General features: G+C 71.1%; 20 protein-coding genes and 1 pseudogene. 11 read left to right on the forward strand and 10 right to left on the reverse strand.

Annotated features, from left to right (window positions below; all coding sequences use genetic code 11):
• Window positions 1-91: 91 nt before the first annotated feature.
• The gene (locus AB0M73_RS33495; protein ID WP_363899268.1) at window positions 92-292 is read right to left on the reverse strand and encodes a zinc ribbon domain-containing protein; all 201 of its coding nucleotides are present in this window, start codon (window positions 290-292) and stop codon (window positions 92-94) included.
• A 48-nt stretch (window positions 293-340) separates the two neighbouring features.
• On the opposite strand from AB0M73_RS33495, the gene AB0M73_RS33500 reads away from it, so the two are divergent.
• Window positions 341-640: a hypothetical protein gene (locus tag AB0M73_RS33500; RefSeq protein ID WP_363899271.1), complete on the forward strand. Its 300-nt coding sequence runs from the start codon at window positions 341-343 to the stop codon at window positions 638-640.
• Here AB0M73_RS33500 and AB0M73_RS33505 read toward each other — a convergent pair whose 3' ends face one another.
• A complete protein-coding gene (locus AB0M73_RS33505) occupies window positions 641-784 on the reverse strand; it encodes a hypothetical protein (RefSeq protein WP_363899274.1) in 144 nt (47 codons plus the stop codon).
• Between the two features lie 49 nt (window positions 785-833).
• Between AB0M73_RS33505 and AB0M73_RS33510 the strand changes: the two genes are divergently transcribed.
• Window positions 834-1,556, forward strand: a complete 723-nt coding sequence (locus AB0M73_RS33510; RefSeq protein ID WP_363899277.1) for an alpha/beta fold hydrolase — start codon at window positions 834-836, stop codon at window positions 1,554-1,556.
• On the opposite strand, the gene AB0M73_RS33515 is transcribed toward AB0M73_RS33510, so the two are convergent.
• The gene (locus AB0M73_RS33515) at window positions 1,543-2,034 is read right to left on the reverse strand and encodes a GNAT family N-acetyltransferase (RefSeq protein WP_363899280.1); all 492 of its coding nucleotides are present in this window, start codon (window positions 2,032-2,034) and stop codon (window positions 1,543-1,545) included. The two genes, AB0M73_RS33510 and AB0M73_RS33515, sit on opposite strands and share 14 nt — an antisense overlap.
• A gap of 26 nt (window positions 2,035-2,060) precedes the next feature.
• Window positions 2,061-2,603: an AAA family ATPase gene (locus tag AB0M73_RS33520; protein WP_363899283.1), complete on the reverse strand. Its 543-nt coding sequence runs from the start codon at window positions 2,601-2,603 to the stop codon at window positions 2,061-2,063.
• Here AB0M73_RS33520 and AB0M73_RS33525 point away from each other — a divergent pair.
• The gene (locus AB0M73_RS33525) at window positions 2,584-3,321 is read left to right on the forward strand and encodes an alpha/beta fold hydrolase (protein ID WP_363899286.1); all 738 of its coding nucleotides are present in this window, start codon (window positions 2,584-2,586) and stop codon (window positions 3,319-3,321) included. The genes AB0M73_RS33520 and AB0M73_RS33525 overlap by 20 nt on opposite strands.
• A 733-nt stretch (window positions 3,322-4,054) precedes the next feature.
• On the opposite strand, the pseudogene AB0M73_RS33530 reads toward AB0M73_RS33525, so the two are convergent.
• Both AB0M73_RS33530 and ccrA read right to left on the reverse strand, forming a co-directional pair.
• Window positions 4,055-4,960 (reverse strand): annotated as a pseudogene (locus tag AB0M73_RS33530) (chromosome segregation protein); the annotation flags it as partial.
• 58 nt (window positions 4,961-5,018) lie between these two features.
• Window positions 5,019-6,350, reverse strand: coding sequence for a crotonyl-CoA carboxylase/reductase (gene ccrA, locus AB0M73_RS33535; RefSeq protein WP_363899288.1), 1,332 nt, complete (start codon window positions 6,348-6,350; stop codon window positions 5,019-5,021).
• 321 nt (window positions 6,351-6,671) lie between these two features.
• Between ccrA and AB0M73_RS33540 the strand changes: the two genes are divergently transcribed.
• The 4 genes from AB0M73_RS33540 to AB0M73_RS33555 all read left to right on the forward strand — a co-directional run bounded on the left by AB0M73_RS33540 (window position 6,672) and on the right by AB0M73_RS33555 (window position 9,526).
• Entirely contained in the window at window positions 6,672-7,070 is a 399-nt protein-coding gene (locus tag AB0M73_RS33540) for an SPW repeat protein (protein WP_363899291.1), read from the forward strand.
• Window positions 7,071-7,086: 16 nt separating this feature from the next.
• A complete protein-coding gene (locus AB0M73_RS33545; protein ID WP_363899294.1) occupies window positions 7,087-7,665 on the forward strand; it encodes a TetR family transcriptional regulator in 579 nt (192 codons plus the stop codon).
• A 119-nt stretch (window positions 7,666-7,784) separates the two neighbouring features.
• Entirely contained in the window at window positions 7,785-8,786 is a 1,002-nt protein-coding gene (locus AB0M73_RS33550; protein WP_363899297.1) for a LacI family DNA-binding transcriptional regulator, read from the forward strand.
• A gap of 116 nt (window positions 8,787-8,902) precedes the next feature.
• Window positions 8,903-9,526, forward strand: a complete 624-nt coding sequence (locus AB0M73_RS33555; protein WP_363899300.1) for a LuxR C-terminal-related transcriptional regulator — start codon at window positions 8,903-8,905, stop codon at window positions 9,524-9,526.
• Here AB0M73_RS33555 and mce read toward each other — a convergent pair whose 3' ends face one another.
• Window positions 9,527-9,976, reverse strand: coding sequence for a methylmalonyl-CoA epimerase (mce, locus tag AB0M73_RS33560; RefSeq protein ID WP_363899303.1), 450 nt, complete (start codon window positions 9,974-9,976; stop codon window positions 9,527-9,529).
• Window positions 9,977-10,099: 123 nt separating this feature from the next.
• On the opposite strand from mce, the gene AB0M73_RS33565 reads away from it, so the two are divergent.
• The 4 genes from AB0M73_RS33565 to AB0M73_RS33580 all read left to right on the forward strand — a co-directional run bounded on the left by AB0M73_RS33565 (window position 10,100) and on the right by AB0M73_RS33580 (window position 13,636).
• A complete protein-coding gene (locus AB0M73_RS33565) occupies window positions 10,100-11,287 on the forward strand; it encodes an acetyl-CoA C-acetyltransferase (protein ID WP_363899306.1) in 1,188 nt (395 codons plus the stop codon).
• A gap of 13 nt (window positions 11,288-11,300) precedes the next feature.
• Window positions 11,301-12,263: a methylmalonyl Co-A mutase-associated GTPase MeaB gene (gene meaB, locus AB0M73_RS33570; RefSeq protein ID WP_363899309.1), complete on the forward strand. Its 963-nt coding sequence runs from the start codon at window positions 11,301-11,303 to the stop codon at window positions 12,261-12,263.
• 42 nt (window positions 12,264-12,305) lie between these two features.
• A complete protein-coding gene (locus AB0M73_RS33575; RefSeq protein WP_363899312.1) occupies window positions 12,306-12,650 on the forward strand; it encodes a hypothetical protein in 345 nt (114 codons plus the stop codon).
• Between the two features lie 83 nt (window positions 12,651-12,733).
• Window positions 12,734-13,636, forward strand: coding sequence for a Ku protein (locus AB0M73_RS33580; protein WP_363899314.1), 903 nt, complete (start codon window positions 12,734-12,736; stop codon window positions 13,634-13,636).
• 82 nt (window positions 13,637-13,718) lie between these two features.
• Here the strand turns inward: AB0M73_RS33580 and AB0M73_RS33585 are convergent, their stop codons facing one another.
• Genes AB0M73_RS33585 through AB0M73_RS33595 form a run of 3 tightly spaced genes read right to left on the reverse strand, consistent with a single transcriptional unit; the run spans window position 13,719 to window position 16,530 of the window.
• Window positions 13,719-14,711 (reverse strand): ABC transporter substrate-binding protein, encoded by a 993-nt coding sequence (locus tag AB0M73_RS33585; RefSeq protein WP_363899317.1) that lies wholly within the window; start codon window positions 14,709-14,711, stop codon window positions 13,719-13,721.
• A 29-nt stretch (window positions 14,712-14,740) separates the two neighbouring features.
• Window positions 14,741-15,769, reverse strand: a complete 1,029-nt coding sequence (locus AB0M73_RS33590; RefSeq protein ID WP_052395689.1) for an ABC transporter permease — start codon at window positions 15,767-15,769, stop codon at window positions 14,741-14,743.
• Window positions 15,766-16,530: an ATP-binding cassette domain-containing protein gene (locus AB0M73_RS33595; protein WP_363899321.1), complete on the reverse strand. Its 765-nt coding sequence runs from the start codon at window positions 16,528-16,530 to the stop codon at window positions 15,766-15,768. Before AB0M73_RS33595 ends, AB0M73_RS33590 begins: the two co-directional genes overlap by 4 nt.
• Window positions 16,531-16,574 lie beyond the last annotated feature (44 nt).

A 16,574-nucleotide genomic window follows, 5' to 3' on the forward strand; every position in this document is an offset into this window, starting at 1 on the left:
TCGCAATCCACACCGAACCTGGAGGCCCTCCCTCATTTCAACATCATCGGCTCACGTGTCCACCCGTTCACAACCTCCCGGGGCAGTACACCTAGCCGCAGCAGCCCCCGCCGCAGCAACCGCCGCCGGCGGCGGGGGCGCTCGCGCCGGTGTTCACGCCGACGGTCGTGAGCAGCTTGACGGTGTCGTCGTGGCCGGCGGGGCAGGCGGCCGGGTCGGCGGCGCTGCTCATGGGCCGGTTCACCTCGAAGGTGTCGCCGCACTGGCGGCACCGGAAGTCGTAGATCGGCATGGGGCCATTGTCCGGCACGGACGGGGCGGCCGGATAGCCTGGGCACCCGTGCCACGCCGTAACCGACCCCAACGCCCCGGTCCCCGTGGGGAGGACGAGCCCCGCCCGACCACTCACGGGTGGGCGAGGGTCGAGTCGGGGCCGGACGGGGACTGGAACGTCCGGCCGGTCGGGGCCGGGGACAAGACGTACCGATGCCCGGGCTGCGACCACGAGATCCGCCCGGGCACGCCGCACGTGGTGGCCTGGCCGGCGGACGACTACGGCGGCGTGGAAGACCGCCGGCACTGGCACACGGGCTGCTGGAACAGCCGGGGCCGTCGGAGGCCGACGACCCGGCGCTGGTGATCAGCGGAACTCGTGCACGATCTCGATCTCGCCGACGAGGTTGTCGTTGAAGTCGTCGAGCTCCTCGGCGGGGATCCAGTCGGCGGCGCGCACGAGCTCCAGCTCGGCGGGGCCGATCGGCCGCCACAGCGTGGTCGAGGTCATGCCGGCACTGTGCCGTGATCATGGTGTTGACCTGGCACGATTTTCGGTGATGAGCACTGACGTCCGCGCCAACACGATGCTGCCGGCCCTGCGCGAGCCGGTCACGTTGACCACGGCCGACGGGCTGCGCCTGGTGGGGGAGCTGGCGCTGCCGGAAGGGACGCCGAGGGCGACCCTGGTGTGCCTGCATCCGCTGCCGACGCACGGCGGGATGATGGACTCGCACCTGTACCGCAAGGCGGCGTTCCGGCTGCCGGCGTTGGCGGACATCGCGGTGCTGCGCTTCAACACCCGTGGCACGGCGAGCGAGGCGGGCCGCAGCGAAGGGATCTTCGACAACGGCGACGGCGAGCGGCTGGACGTCCAGGCGGCGCTGGAGTTCGTGGCGTCGAGGAACCTGCCGAACGTGTGGCTGGTGGGCTGGTCCTTCGGCACGGATCTGGCGCTGCGACACGGCTGCGCCGACGAGGTGCAAGGCGCGGTGCTGATCTCGCCGCCGCTGCGGTACAGCTCCCCGGAGGACCTCGCGGCGTGGACGAAGCCGCTGGTGTGCCTGGTGCCGGAGTTCGACGACTACCTCCGGCCGGCGCAGGCCCGTGAGCGCTTCACACAGGCCCGGATCGAGGAGTTCGCCGGCGCGAAGCACCTGTTCGTCGGCTACACCGAGCAGGTGCTGGATGCCATCGTGGCCACGGTCGCGCCGGAGGTCGAGGTCCCGCTGCCGCGCGTGTGGGACGGCCCGGCGCAGGAGCGCCGGGTCACGATCGTCTGAACTCCAGCCAGAACGGGTCGCTGCCGGCCCGCCGGAAGCCGAGGCGTTCGGCCAGGCGGATGGAGCGCAGGTTGTCCCGAGTCGTGACCACGACGACGGGGGCGCCGGGGCCCTCGCGCTCGGCCCAGTCGACGGCGGCCCGGGCCATCTCCAGGGCGAGGCCGCGACCCCAGGCGGAGGGCCGGAACCGGTAGAACATGTTCAGCGCCGGGGCGCCGTCGTGCTCGCACGGGCGCAGGCCGCCGAGGCCGACGGCCTGTTCGGTGACGGCGTCGACCACGAGCCAGTAGCCGATGCCGTGCTCGGCCCAGTCGGCGATCCAGCAGCGGAGCTGCTGGGCGATCCGGGCCGGGCTGGCGGTGCCGATGGGGTTGTGCCGGTTGGCCGCCGGATCGCCCTGGATCTGCACCACGGCGGGCAGGTCGTCGGGCCGTAACCGGCGCAGCAGCAGTCGCTCCGTGCGCAGCTCGGTGAGCATGAGCCGATTGTGCTTGGAGCAAACGATTACAGGTGCTCGATACGGCTCTCGGGGAGCCGTTTCAGTACCTGTTCGACCGTCTCGGCGGCGGTCTGGGTGGAACTGTCGAGCCACAGGCCGAGCCGAGGCGTGTCGCGGTGCACGACGGCGTTGAGCGCGGCCGGCGTCCACACGTCGTCGTAGGCGATCTTGTCCCGCTCGGCCTCGCGCCGCCGGACGGTGTCCTCGTCCGGAACGAGCACGACCACGTGCAGCGGTCGCGCGGTCAGCGAGCGGACGAAGTCGACCAGGTGACGGCCGACGACGACGTCCTCGACCACGGTGGCGAAGCCGGCCGCGTGGAACGAGTCGGCCAGCAGCGCGGTCTGCCGGTGGCGCAGGGCGAGCTGGCGCAGCGCCTCGGGCGTGGGCTCGGGGGTCATGTCGACGCGGCCGCCGCGGATCATGGTGCGCACGGCGTCGCCCTCGACGAACGCGCTCGCGGGCAGGGCGTCGGCCAGCAGTCGGCCGACGGTGGTCTTGCCGGCGGCGGAGGTTCCGGTCAGCAGGATGAGTGGATGGTCAGCCACGAGCGTGCACAGTAGCGTCGGCGTCGTGATACTGGTGCTGCTGCACGCCTTTCCGTTGGATTCCCGCATGTGGGACGGCGTTCGCGACCCGTTGGCCAAACGTTTGCGGCTGGTCACGCCCGACCTCGGCGACGGCCCGCCGGACCTCGACGACGCCGCCGAGCAGATCCTGGCCGTGCTCGGCGACGAGCCCTTCGTGCTCGGCGGCTGCTCCATGGGCGGCTACCTGGCCATGGCCATCCTCCGCCGGGCCCCGTCCCGCGTGGCCGGCCTGCTGTTCGTCGACACGAAGTCGGCCGCCGACACGGGCACTGCTCGGGAGAACCGCCTCGCCGTCGCCGCCCGGGCCGAGGCCGAGGGCGTCACGGGCTGGTTGGCCGACGCCATGCTGCTCAACCTGGTCAGCTCGGCTGCGAGGCCGGAGGTGCTGGCCAGGCTGCGGTCGTTGATCGACTCCCAGGCCGGCTCGGTCGTCGCTCGGGCCCAGCGGGCCATGGCCGCCCGGCCCGATTCGACGTCGCTGCTGGCCTCGGTGACCGTGCCGACGCTGGTCGTGCGGGGTGCGGAGGATGCGCTCATGGCCCCCGGCGCCGTCGAGGTTCCGGGGGCGCGGGTGGTGGAGCTGGCCGGGTGCGGACACCTGCCGCCCGTCGAGGACCCGGACGCGTTCGCGGCGGTGGTCCTCGACTGGTTGGCGGATCAGGGTTTCGCGGACTGACCGACGTTCAGCGCTTGGCCGACTGGCGGGGCGGGGTCGGGCGCTGGATCTTCTTGGTCTGCTCGGCGTCCTTGGCCGCCGCCGGCTGCTGAGCGGTGCTCGGCTGGGGCTGCTGCTTGGCCGGCTGGGCGGGCGTCGCGGGGCCGGCGGTGCGGGGCTGCTTCGCCGCCGGACGTCCGGTGCGCTGAGTCGCGGGCTTGGCCGCGGCGGCGGGCTTGGCGGGGACCTGCTGGACCGGCTGCGTGACCTGGTTCGGCGGGGTCCCCGGCTGGGCGGCGGGGTTGGTCGCCGTTAATGGCGCCTGCGCGCCGGCCGGCTCCTTCGGCTGTGCGGCCTGCGCCCGGGCGGACTTGTCCTGGGCCGTCCGGGCCTGCGCGAGCGGGGCCGGAGTCGGCTGGGCCTGGGCGGGCTGAGCCGGGGCGGACTGGCTTTGCGTGGGCTGGGCCGAAGCGGACTGGGCCTGGGCAGGCTGGGCCTGCGTGGGCTGAGCCGGGACGGACTGGGCCTGCGTCGGCTGCGCCTGGGCAGGCTGAGCGGCGGCCGGCTGGGCTGGAGCCTGGCCGGCGGCCGGCGGGCCTGCGGCTTCCGAAGCCGGGGCCGGGGCAGCCGAAGTCGGTGCGCCAGCGGGCTTGGGGGCGGGGATGCCGCCCTCGGGCACCTTGACCTGCACGGTCGGCGACTCGTCGGCGACCTTCTCCTCCGGCAGCCGCTCCAACAGGGGCGCGGCGGCGATGATCAGGCCGCGGGCCTCGGTGAGCTGGCCGGCGATGCGGTTGCGGAGCTGGCGGAGGTGCTCGACCCGGCGAGTGGCCTCGCCGACGCGGCGGGAGGACTCGTCGGTGGCCTCGCGGACGCGGCGGTGGGCCTCGTCGGTGGCCTCCTGCAGACGAGCGGTGGCCTCGGCGATGGAGTCGTGCCGACGGCGGTTGGCCTCCTCGGTGGCCTCCCGAACCCGCTTCTCGGCCTCGCTCTTGCTGGACGCCTCCTGCTCGGCCAGGGTGCGCATCGCGTCCGTCCGCCGGGCGGACATGGCGATCTCGAAGTCCTCCTCGACCTGGGTGCGCTTGGCCAGCGAGTCGGCGTCGGCCTTGGACCGCACGGCGGCGGCGGCCGAGTCGGCCTCGTCACGACGGGTGGTGGCCTCGTCGGTGATGCGCCTGGCCTCGGTGTGCGCGGCCTCCATGACGCTCTTGTGCTCGGTCTCCATGGCGGCCCGGCGCGCGTCGAGGTCGCGCATCATCTGCTCGTAGCGGGTCCGCAGCGCCGCGCCCTCCTCCTCGGCGCGGACACGGATGTGCCCGGCCTCGGCCTCGGCGCGGGCCTTGGTCTCGTTGGCCTCTTCCTGTGCGAGCTTCAGCATCCGTTGCAGTCGCTCGCTGAGGCCCTCCAACGTGGTGGGCGGCAGCGACAGCCGGTCCACCTGTCCGCGCAGGTCGTCGATCTCCGACCGGGCCTTCTCCAGCTGCCGGGCCAGGTCGTTGGCCTGAGACACGGCGGCGTCCCGGTCGGCGGCGAGCAGCTTCAGGTCGGCGTCCAGCCGTTCCAGGTGGTCTTCCACCTGTGCTTTGTCGTAACCGCGCTTGACGACGTCGAAGCCGGTTCCCAACGGGACGAGATCGCGGTCGCTGCCGAGGGCCATGGCCCCACGCTACCGGTACGAGTGACACCCGTGTGCACGACGCGGGTGCGAACTCCGGTCACACACCGCGGAACCGGTTGATCTCGGACAGGTGCCGGGCCCGCAGTTCCTGGTCGCGCACGCCGAGGCCCTCCTCGGGAGCGAGGCACAGCACACCGACTTTGCCCTGGTGCGCGTTGGACTGCACGTCCCGCGCGGCCTGCCCGGTCTCCGCCAGTGTGTACACCTTGGACAGTGTGGGGTGGATCTTCCCCTTGGCGATCAAGCGGTTCGCCTCCCACGCCTCGCGGTAGTTGGCGAAGTGCGAGCCGATGATCCGCTTGAGGTTCATCCACAGATAGCGGTTGTCGTAGCTGTGCATGAAGCCGCTCGTGGACGCGCACGTGACGATGGTGCCGCCCTTGCGGGCCACGTAGACGCTGGCGCCGAAGGTCTCCCGGCCGGGGTGCTCGAAGACGATGTCGGGGTCGTCGCCGCCGGTCAGCTCGCGGATCCTGGCCCCGAAGCGCTTCCACTCCTTGGGGTCCTGCTCGTGCTCGTCCTTCCAGAACCGGTACCCCTCGGAGTTCCGGTTGATGATCAGCTCCGCGCCCATGCGCCGGCAGATCTCGGCCTTCTCGTCGCTGGACACGACACAGACCGGGATCGCGCCGCCGTTCAACGCGAACTGCGTGGCGTACGAGCCGAGTCCGCCGGACGCGCCCCAGATCAGGACGGTGTCGCCCTGCTTCATGTTGGCGCCGTTGGTGGACACCAGCTGCCGGTAGGCGGTGGAGTTGACCAGCCCGGGGGAGGCGGCCTCTTCCCACGACAGGTGCTTGGGCTTGGGCATCAGCTGGTTGGTCTTGACCAGCGCCAACTCGGCCAGCCCGCCGAAGTTGGTCTCGAAGCCCCAGATCCGCTGCTCGGGGTCGAGCATGGTGTCGTTGTGCCCGTCCGGGCTCTCCAGCTCGACCGACAGGCAGTGCGCGACCACCTCGTCGCCCGGCTTCCACGCCTGCACGCCGGGGCCGGTGCGCAGCACGACGCCGGCCAGGTCGGAGCCGACCACGTGGTAGGGCTGGTCGTGCTTGGCGGCCAGCGGCGAGCTCTTGCCGTAGCGCTTGAGGAAGCCGAAGGTGGACATCGGCTCGAAGATCGACGTCCACACGGTGTTGTAGTTGATGGCGCTGGCCATCACGGCCACCAGCGCCTCGCCCGGGCCGAGCTCGGGGGTGGGCACCTCGTCCAGGTGCAGCGACCGGCGCGGGTCCTTGTCGGCGGTCTCCATGCCGTCGAACAGGTTCGCCTCGTCGGCGTGCACGGTCATGCCGCGGTAGGTCTCGGGAACGGCCAGATGCGCGAGCGCGTCGAGCTCGTCGGCGAGGATCGCGTCAAGGATCTTCTGCACGGCGGTGCCTCCGGGGCCTCGAAGTGGTCCTGTCGCAGGTTGGAGGCAGGTTACCCACGAGTAACGATACAGAACTACGGATGTGGCCCGGTTCACCCGTCAGCGCGGCGTGGTCGAGGGTCCGGGAGAAGACGTGCTTGGACTTCGGGCCCCGGATCGAGGCGAAGTCGGCTGTCAGCGGCGTCGGACCGGGCAGCGCCATGATCGCCGGTCAGTCCCTGGCCGCGGTACGACCGGGCACCGACAGTCCGGGATAACGCCAGCTCAGGGGCCAGATGTCTACCGGGTCACAAGTATTGACCGGCCGGCCAACCAAGGCGCATGATCAGGGCATCCCACGAGGATGTGGAGGGGTTGGAAATGGCCAAGTCATGGACTAGGTGGCAGGACTGGACCGAGGTCGTCATCGGGGCGCTCGTCGCGCTGTCCCCGATCGTCGTCACGACCTCGACGGCCGCTGCGTGGACGATGGTCGTCCTGGGTGTGCTCGTCGTGCTCGACGGGCTGTGGTCGCTCGCGGCGCCCGGCCAGGTCGCCGGCGAGTGGGTGCAGATCGTCCTCGGCGTGCTGCTTTTCGTGGCACCCTGGGTGATGGGCTACACGGAGTTCTCGGGCGCCTCCTGGGTGTCCTGGGCCGGTGGCGTGCTGACCGTCCTGGCCGGCGCGATCGCCGTGCCGGTGGCGCAGTCCGCGCACCGCGGGCTGGCCGGATCGCACTGACAACTGTGGGGTGAGGGTGGAGGAAGTCCCGGCCAGGGAGCGAATCCTGACGGCGGCGGAGGAGCTGTTCGCCGAGACCGGATTCGAGGCCACCCCCACCTCCCGCATCGCCGAGCGGGCCGGCGTGCCCAAGGGGCTCGTGCACTACTACTTCAAACGCAAGCCGGATCTCCTCGTTGCGCTCGTCGAGCGGTTGCCCGACGAGCGCATCGACATGTCCGGGGTCGTCGTGGACGGCGATGTCGCCGCGAGTCTGCGGGCGCTGCTGGCCGAGCTGGACCGCCGCCGCGAGGAATCGCTGATGCTGAGCAACCTGCTCTACCGCGAGGCCGACACCCACCACACCGTGCGGGACGCGCTGCAGGACCGGTTCCGCGAGCTGGTCGGGCTGATCCGCAAGGTGATCATGGCCGCGGGCAGCGCCGTGCAGTGCAAGGCCGACGTGGACAGCGCGGCGGAGCTGCTGGCGCTGGCCGTCAGCTATCAGCATTCCGTGGCCCGGCACGCCACCGAGCCCGAGCTCGGACGCGTGACGATGGAACGGGAGCTGGCGTTCATCTCCGACGCGCTGTCCCTGGGGGCGGGCGCGCCCTAATCCGGTGGGCAGTTCGGGGTGGATCTTCGGACAGATCGGCCGTTGGGCCTTGGTGTTGTTGCGCCGTCAATGGCACATTTCCGGGTATCGAGAGAAAACCGTTTCTACCCGAGGTGCCCGTGAAGCGGCCGACCATCCACGACATCGCCCGCGAAGCCGGGGTGGCCAAGAGCACGGTGTCGTTCGCGCTCAACGGCCAGCCCGGCGTGTCCGAGTCGACCCGGCAGCGGATCCTCGCCGTGGCCCGCGAGCTGGGCTGGCAGCCCAGCCGGGCCGCCCGCGCGCTGTCCGCCGCGCAGGCCGAGGTGGTCGGCCTGGTGCTGGCCCGGCCGACCGGCCTGCTGGAGGTGGAGCCGTTTTTCATGCGGCTGATCGCCGGGGTCGAGGCGGCGCTGGGCGCGGACGACATCGGGCTGCTGCTCCAGGTCGTCGGCGACGACCCCGAGCGCGAGATGGACGTCTATCGGCGCTGGTGGGGGCAGCGACGGGTGGACGGAGTGCTGGTCGTCGACGTCCGCGTGCGCGATCAGCGGCTGCCTCTGCTGTCCCAGCTCGGGCTGCCGTGCGTGCTGGTGTCGAGCGAGGTGCCCGGCAGCGGCCTGACCTCCGTCGGTCCTGACACGAAAGCCGCCATGGTTGCGGCCGTCTCGCATCTTCACTCCCTCGGGCACACGCGGATCGCCCGAGTCGCCGGCAACGCCGAGTTCCAGGAGACCGTGCGGCGGGACCAGGCGTTCGTCGAGGCCGCCGGCCCGGACGGGGTGGTCGTCGCCGCCGACTTCACCGGCGAAGGCGGCGCCGCGGCCACCCGTGGCCTGCTGCTTTCCGGCCGGCCGCCGACCGCGATCGTCTACGACAACGACCTCATGGCCGTCAGCGCGGTGGGGGTGGCCGCCGAACTCGGCCTGGACGTGCCCGGCGATTTGTCGATCATCGCCTGGGACGATTCGCCGCTGTGCCGGCTACCGCATCCGGCGCTGACCGCGATGAGTCGGGACATTTCGGGCTACGGCTCCGCGGCCGCCGCCGCACTGCTGCGGGTCATCGCCGGCGAGGGCGTGCCCGATTCCGTGTTCGGCGTGGCCGAACTGGTGGTCCGGGGCAGCACCGGTCCGGCTTGATTCCCTTTCCTCTTCGGTCGCTGTGAGTGCGGTTCCGGCCCGTGGGCGGAATGATCAGGTCACGCCCGGCCGGTGTGGCGTGATCCGTGAATACGCTCGCGGCCGAGGTGAGGGGCATGAATCGACTGATGGTCGCGGCCTATGCCAAGGACCCGATCACTCTGGGCGGTGTGATCGGCAGCCTCGAGGGCCGACCGGATCTGTGCGTGACGAAATACGGCCGGCACATTCGGCCGGATGTGCTCGTGGTGTGCGTGAACGCCGTCACCGGCGACACAGTGGCGATGCTGCGCGGCATAGCCGGCCGCGAGCCGACCAAGATCGTGGTGGTGACCAACCACCTCCGCGACGTGGATGTGCTGCCGCTGGTGGAATGCGGCGTGGTCGGCGTGGTGCCGGTCGCCGCGGCCACCCCCGAGCGGCTGGGTCGGTCCGTGCTCGCCGCCGCCGACGGCCGCGGCGAGATGCCGCCCACGCTGCTCGGGCAGCTGCTGGGCCAGGTCGCCAGCCTGCAACGGGATGTGCTGCGCCCCAAGGGATTGATCCCCTCGGGCATGGCCGACCGCGAGGTCGACGTGCTGCGGCTGCTGGCCGAGGGCCTCGACTCCGGGCAGATCGGCCGCAAGCTCGGCATCAGCGAACGGGGCGTGAAGAACGTGCTGGAGGTGCTGCTGCGCCGGCTCGGGCTGCGCAACCGCCCGCACGCCGTGGCGGCGGCGCTGCGGGCGGGTCTGTTCTAGTCAGTGGCCTTCGGCGGGCTGCACCAGCTCGACCAGCACACCGCCGGCGTCCTTGGGGTGCACGAAGTTCACCCGGCTGTTCGAGGTGCCGCGCTTGGGCTCGTCGAACAGCACCCGCAAACCCTTGGCCCGCAGGGTTTCGCACGCCGCGGCCACATCCGTGACGCGGAACGCCAGCTGCTGAAGGCCCGGGCCGCTGCGATCGAGGAACTTGGCGATGGTGGAGTCCGGCCGGGACGGGGCCAGCAGCTGGATCGCCGCGCCCGTGGTGTCGCCGGGGGCGCGCAGCATGGCCTCGCGGACGCCCTGCTCCTCGTTGACCTCCTCGTGGCTGACCTCCAGGCCGAAGGTCTCGCGGTGGAAGGCGATCGCGGCGTCCAGGTCGGGCACCGCGATGCCGACATGGTCGACGGCGGTGACCAGCGGGGCGAGCTCAGCGCGCAGGTTCATGACGCAGCAGGGTAGTAGCCTTGACACGATGAAGTGACCTGTGCGGCTACTCACAGCCACAGGAAAAGCTACCGGCCGGTATGGTCCACAAGACCACCGCCCGCACCGTCGCTGGAGGCCGTCGTGTCCGGTTCCGTCATCGTCGCAGGGGCCCGCACCCCGATGGGACGACTGCTCGGCTCGCTCAAGGACTTCTCCGGAGCCCAACTCGGTGGCGTGGCCATCAAGGGCGCCCTGGGGCGGGCCGGGGTGAGCCCCGAGCAGATCGAGTACGTGATCATGGGTCAGGTGCTGACCGCCGGCGCCGGCCAGATCCCGGCCCGGCAGGCCGCCGCCGCCGCCGGCATCCCGATGGACGTGCCCGCGCTGACCATCAACAAGGTGTGCCTGTCCGGCATCGACGCCATCGCCCTGGCCGACCAGCTGATCCGGGCCGGCGAGTTCGAGATCGTGGTGGCCGGCGGCCAGGAGTCCATGACCCAGGCCCCGCACCTGCTGTCCAAGTCCCGCTCCGGCTTCAAGTACGGCGACGTCACGCTGCAGGACCACATGGCCTACGACGGCCTGTTCTGCGCCTTCGACCAGGTCGCCATGGGCTCGTCCACGGAGAAGTACAACTCCCGCTACGGCCTGACCCGCGAGGAGCAGGACGCCTTCTCGGCCCGGTCGCACCAGCGCGCCGCCGAGGCCGCGAAAAACGGCATCTTCGACAAAGAGATCGTGCCGATGGCCATCCCGCAGCGCAAGGGCGACCCAGTGCTGTTCAGCACCGACGAGGGCGTGCGCGGCGACACCACCGTGGAGACGCTGGGCAAGCTGCGCCCGGCCTTCGCCTCCGACGGCACCATCACCGCCGGCTCGGCCTCGCAGATCTCCGACGGCGCCGCCGCGGTGGTCGTGATGAGCAAGGCCAAGGCCGAGGAGCTGGGCCTGACCTGGCTGGCCGAGATCGGCGCGCACGGCGTGGTCGCCGGCCCCGACGCGAGCCTGCACGAGCAGCCGTCCAACGCCATCCGCAAGGCCTGCGCCAAGGAGGGCATCGACCCGGCCGACCTGGACCTGGTCGAGATCAACGAGGCCTTCGCCGCGGTCGGCGTGGTGTCCGCGCGCAAGCTGGGCCTGTCCGAGGACAAGGTCAACGTCAACGGCGGCGCCATCGCGCTGGGCCACCCGATCGGCATGTCCGGGGCCCGCATCGCGCTGCACCTGGCCCTGGAGCTCAAGCGCCGTGGCGGCGGCGTCGGCGCGGCCGCGCTGTGCGGCGGCGGTGGCCAGGGCGACGCCCTGATCGTGCGGGTCCCGCAGTGCTAGTTCGGCTGGGCTAGTGTCCCGCGTTGTCGACGTGCCCGACCTGGTCGCTCGGGCCAGGTCGGGCGAGCCACGGGCGGTCGCCCGGCTGATCTCGCTCGTCGAGGATGCCAGCCCGCACCTGCGGGACGTGGCCGCCGCGCTCGCCCCGCACACCGGGCGGGCGCGGGTCGTCGGCCTCACCGGCTCGCCCGGCGTCGGCAAGTCCACGATGACCTCGCAGCTGGTGACCGCGTTGCGGCGCAAGGAACTTCGCGTCGGCGTGCTGGCCGTGGACCCCACGTCGCCGTTCTCCGGCGGGGCGCTGCTGGGCGACCGGGTGCGGATGCAGGAGCACGCCACCGATCCCGGCGTGTTCATCCGGTCCATGGCCAGCCGTGGGCACCTCGGCGGCCTGGCCTGGGCGACGCCGCAGGCCCTGCGGGTGCTGGACGCCGCCGGCTGCGATGTCGTGCTCATCGAGACCGTCGGCGTCGGCCAGTCCGAGGTCGAGGTGGCCGGGCTGGCCGACACCACGGTGGTGCTGGTCGCGCCGGGCATGGGCGACGGCATCCAGGCGGCCAAGGCCGGCATCCTGGAAATCGCCGACGTGTTCGTGGTCAACAAGGCCGACCGCGACGGGGCCGACCAGACCGTGCGGGAGCTCAAGCACGGGCTCTCCCTCGCCCGCCGCGAACGCCAGGGCCCCATCTGGCGGCCGCCCGTCGTGCGGGCCGTCGCCGCCCGCGGTGAGGGCATCGAGGACCTGGTGGACGCCATCCACTCCCACCGCACCTGGCTGGTCGACCGCGGCGAGCTGGAACTGCGCCGCCAGGCCCGCGCCGCCGCCGAGGTCGAGGCCATCGCCTTGCAGCAGCTGCGTTCCCGCATCGGCGACCTGCGTGGCGGCACCGCGCTGGACCAGCTGGCCAAGCGCGTCGCCACCGGCGAGGTCGACCCCTACGCCGCCGCCGACGACCTGATCGAGGGCCTGCGGTGAGTCGCCGACGGTGATCCACCCGGTGGTGGCAGGATGTCGGGCGTGACTGGTGCTTCGATCATGCCGGCGACGGTGGCCGCGGCACACCTGGAGGCGTGCGCGGCCGCGCTGGCCGGGGCCGACGTCTCCGACCCGGACGACATCGCGATGATCGTGCCGACGTTGCTGCGGGCCCAGCGGCACCTGGCCCGGGCGCTCAACACCATCTCCCGTCACGCGGTCGGCGGTCAGTCGAGCAGCGTAGAGTTCATGGGCGAGACGCTCGTGTCCACTGAGCTGTCCGCCGTACTGTCTGAGGCAGCCGACGCAGCGGCGTCTACGGCGGAAGCACTAGAGGAAGCCCTGCCGTTCCTGGACGACGTCGAGGACGACGACACCCGTTCGTAGCAGCAGACGCCTCGTTTTCCGCCCTTACCCTGGAAGGCAAGCGTTTTCGCGCGCCACCGAGGTGCTTCCCCCGCCGTTGTGACGTGGCCATCGTCGAGGAGGGGTCGACTTTGCGCAGCTTCTGGAAGGGCAGCATCGGGTTCGGGCTGGTCACCATTCCCGTCAAGGCGTACCGGGCGACCGAGGAGCGGGGTCTCGGGCTGCACCAGGTGCACGCGGCGGACGGCGGCCGGATACGGCTGCGCCGGTACTGCGAGCTCGACGGCGCCGAGGTGCCGGCGGACGAGGTGGCGCGGGCGGCGGAGACCGGCGGCGGGGACGTCGTGATGATCACCGACGAGGATCTGGCCACGCTGCCGGTGCCAACCCTGCGGACCATCGCCGTGCACGCCTTCGCGCCGCCGTCGCAGATCGATTCCCTTTACCTGTCCCGAAGTTACTACCTGGAACCCGACACCAACGGCGTCCGCCCGTACGTGCTGTTCGCCGAGGCCCTGCGCCGATCGGGGAAGGTGGGGGTGGTGAAAGTGGCCTTCCGGCAGCGGGAGAGCATGGGCGTGCTGCGGGCTCGGGACGGCGTGCTGGTGCTGGAGACCATGGTCTGGCCGGCCGAGCTCCGCACCCCCGACTTTCCTTTCCTGGACGAGGAGGTCGACGTCCGTCTGCCGGAGGTGAAGGCCGCCACCGCGCTGATCGACTGCCTGGCCGGGGATTTCGACCCCTCGGCGCACTCCGACGCCTACCGCGAGGCGTTAGACGAGCTCATCACGGCCAAGGCTGCCGGCAGCGAGGTCATCCGACCCGAGGTGCCGATGCAGCCCAACGGTTCCGGTGATCTGCTCACGGCCTTGGAAGCCAGCCTGAAAGCCTTGGAGCCCAAGGGATCCGGGGCGGTGCGGCGGGCGAGGGCGGCGGCCGAGCGGGCCGGCAAGGCCGCCGAGCGGGCCCACCAGGCGGCCCGCCGGGCGGCGAAGTCCCGCCGGTAGAACGAAATCCGGCACACACCCGGGATCGGGTGTGTGCCGGAAACCGTGTTTCGGTGTGACGGAGAGCGGGACTCGCGGGGGTTCAGCAGCTCGACTTGTAGAAGTACTTGGACTGCGCGTCCATGTTGTCCTTGGTGATGGACACCAGGTCGGTGGAGATGTTGCGGGTCACCGAGCCGCCGGTCAGCGCGGCCACGGCCTGGTCGACGCCGTCCTTGCCGATGGTGGCCGGGTCCTGGGCGATCAACGCCTGGAAGCTGCCGTCCTTGAGGTCGCTGACCTCCTTGGGGCTGGCGTCGAAACCGACCAGGTTGACCTGCCCGGTCTTGCCGGCCGTGCGCAGACCGGTGGCGGCGCCCTCGCCGGTGTTGAGGTTGGTGGCGAAGATGCCGATCAGGTCCGGCGTGCTGGACAGCGTCGCCGTCACCTTCTGCGCCGACTGGGCGGCGTCGTTGTCGGTGTACTGCTGCCCCACATACTTGATGTTGGGGTACTTGGCGATCTCCTCCTTGAAGCCCTTCTCCCGCGCGTCGGTGGTGGAGGTGCCGGCGGTGGTGTTGAGCACCAGCACCGAACCCTTCTTGTCACCGACGAGCTTCGCGAGCGTCTGGGCGGCGAGCTGACCGCCCTGCTCGTTGTTGGAGGAGATCGAGGACTGCGCGACGGAGGTGTCCTGCAGCGAGGTGTCGACCTCGATGACCTTGATGCCGGCATCCTTGAGCTGCTTCATCGGCCCGGCCAGCGCCTTGTCGTCGGTCGGCGCGATCAGCACCGCCGCCGGCTTGTTGGCCAGGATGCCGGTGACGATCGGCGTCTGGTCGCTCGGGTTGAACTTCTGCGGCGCCTGCGTCTTCACGGTGTAGCCCTTGGCCTTCGCCTCGGCCTCCACCCCGCACTGCATGGAGATGTAGAACGGCTCGGCCGAGACACCGGGGATCAGCACCAGGTTCTTGTTGTCCGGGCTGGACGAACCGGAGGAGCCGCCGGCCTGCCCGACCTGGCCGCCGCACGCGGTGGCCAGCAGCGACACCGCGGCCAGCGCCGCGAGACCGGCGATCTTTCGTGTGTCCGTCATCGTTGAGAGACCTTTCACGTGGACAAAGATCAGCGCTGGTTGCGTGCCCGGCGGCGCACCTGGTCGAACCAGACCGCCGCCACCAGCACGATGGCAACCGCGATGGGCTGCCAGAACACGTTCACCCCGATGATCGTGAAGCCCTTGTTGAGCACCGCCGGGATGAACACGCCGATCACCGTGCCGATGACCGACCCGACACCGCCGAACAGGCTGGTGCCACCGAGCACCACGCCGGCGATCGCGTTCAGGTTGTCCGTGCCGTGGCTGGTCAGCGTGGTGGTGGTGAAGTACGCCAACGACATGAAGCCGGCCAGCCCGGCCAGCACGCCGGACAGCGCGTACACCAGCACCAGGTGCCGGGTCACGCCGATGCCGGTGCGCTGCGCGGCCACCTCGTTCGAGCCGATCGCGTACGTGTAGCGGCCGAAGCGGGTGGTGCTCAGCAACCACACGCCGATCGCCGCCACCACCGCGGCCACGACCACCATGGTCGGGATGCCGCCGAGCAGCGTGCCCGAGCCCAACGACCGGGCCAGCGCGGTCGGCATGGTGCGCACGTCGGAGCCGCCGGTGAGCAGCTCGCCCGCGCCCAGCGCCGCGCCGAACGAGCCCAGCGTGACGATCAGCGCCGGGATCTTGGCCCGGGCGATGAGCAGGCCGTTGAGCACGCCCCAGGCCGCGCCGCTGACCAGCGCCACCAGGCCGCCGATGATGATCACGCCCCAGCCGGCGTTGGTGGAGTCGCCGCCGGACAGCGCGTTCATGACCAGGGCCGAGGTGATGCCGGAGAACACCAGCACCGAGCCGACCGACAGGTCGATGCCGGAGGTGATGATCACGAACGTCATGCCGACCGACAGCACCAGCAGCACCGCGGTCTCGATCAGCAGGAACTGCAGATTGGTGATGTTGAGGATGCCGCTGGGGTCGATCACGCCGAACACGATGATCAGCGCGATCAGCACCAGCGCGATCCACAGCGTGTTGGCGCCGGCCAGCCGTCGGCCGAGCGACTGCTTCTCCAGCGGGGCAACGGAATCGGTAACGGTGGTCACGACAGGTCCTCCTGCACCAGCGCGCCGGTCATCGCGCCGACGAGGTCGGTCAACGAGGCCTCCGAGGCCTTGAACCGGGCGACGCGCTTGCCCAGCCGCAGCACCTCGACCCGGTCGGAGACCGACAGCACCTCGGGCATGTTGTGGCTGATCAGCACCACGCCGATGCCCTGGTCGCGAACCTTGCGGATCACGTCGAGCACCCGCTCCCGCTGTACCACGCCGAGCGCCGCGGTCGGCTCGTCCATGAACACGACCTTGCTGGCCCACACCACCGACCGCGCCACGGCCACGCTCTGCCGCTGGCCGCCGGACAGGGCTCCGATCGGCACGTCCACGCTCTGCAGCGTGACGCCGAGCCGGCCGAACTCCTCGCTGGCCCGGCGGCGCATCTCCGCCTTGTCCAGCATGCCCAGCGCGCCGAGCAGGCCCTTGCGCTTGATCTCGCGGCCCAGGTACAGGTTCGCCGCCGGATCGAGATCGGGCGCGACGGCGAGGTCCTGGTACACGGTCTCGATGCCCAGCGCCCGCGCGGTCGTCGGCGAGTCCAGCTGGATCTGCTTGCCCTCCAACAGGATCTCGCCCGAGTCGGGCTGCTCCGCGCCGGAAAGGCACTTGATGAAGGTGGACTTGCCGGCGCCGTTGTCGCCGATCAGCGAGACGACCTCGCCCGCGGCCACCTGGAACGACGCGCCCCGCAGCGCCTCGACGCTGCCGTAGTGCTTGACGAGCGACCTCGCCTCCAGCAAAAGCTCGCTCACTGCGGCACCTCGCTGGCGCTCGGTGTCCGCGTTCGCGGACGCAC

The organism is Kutzneria sp. NPDC051319, assembly GCF_040682195.1.
Classification (GTDB): domain Bacteria; phylum Actinomycetota; class Actinomycetes; order Mycobacteriales; family Pseudonocardiaceae; genus Kutzneria.

What these genes read in the sequence shown, in the direction of transcription:
- AB0M73_RS33495 (WP_363899268.1), bottom strand. Translation starts at nt 292, where the DNA reads ATGCCGATCTACGACTTCCGGTGCCGCCAGTGCGGCGACACCTTCGAG.
- AB0M73_RS33505 (WP_363899274.1), bottom strand. Translation starts at nt 784, where the DNA reads ATGACCTCGACCACGCTGTGGCGGCCGATCGGCCCCGCCGAGCTGGAG.
- AB0M73_RS33510 (WP_363899277.1), top strand. Translation starts at nt 834, where the DNA reads ATGAGCACTGACGTCCGCGCCAACACGATGCTGCCGGCCCTGCGCGAG.
- AB0M73_RS33515 (WP_363899280.1), bottom strand. Translation starts at nt 2,034, where the DNA reads ATGCTCACCGAGCTGCGCACGGAGCGACTGCTGCTGCGCCGGTTACGG.
- AB0M73_RS33525 (WP_363899286.1), top strand. Translation starts at nt 2,584, where the DNA reads ATGAGTGGATGGTCAGCCACGAGCGTGCACAGTAGCGTCGGCGTCGTG.
- AB0M73_RS33540 (WP_363899291.1), top strand. Translation starts at nt 6,672, where the DNA reads ATGATCAGGGCATCCCACGAGGATGTGGAGGGGTTGGAAATGGCCAAG.
- AB0M73_RS33555 (WP_363899300.1), top strand. Translation starts at nt 8,903, where the DNA reads ATGAATCGACTGATGGTCGCGGCCTATGCCAAGGACCCGATCACTCTG.
- mce (WP_363899303.1), bottom strand. Translation starts at nt 9,976, where the DNA reads ATGAACCTGCGCGCTGAGCTCGCCCCGCTGGTCACCGCCGTCGACCAT.
- AB0M73_RS33585 (WP_363899317.1), bottom strand. Translation starts at nt 14,711, where the DNA reads ATGACGGACACACGAAAGATCGCCGGTCTCGCGGCGCTGGCCGCGGTG.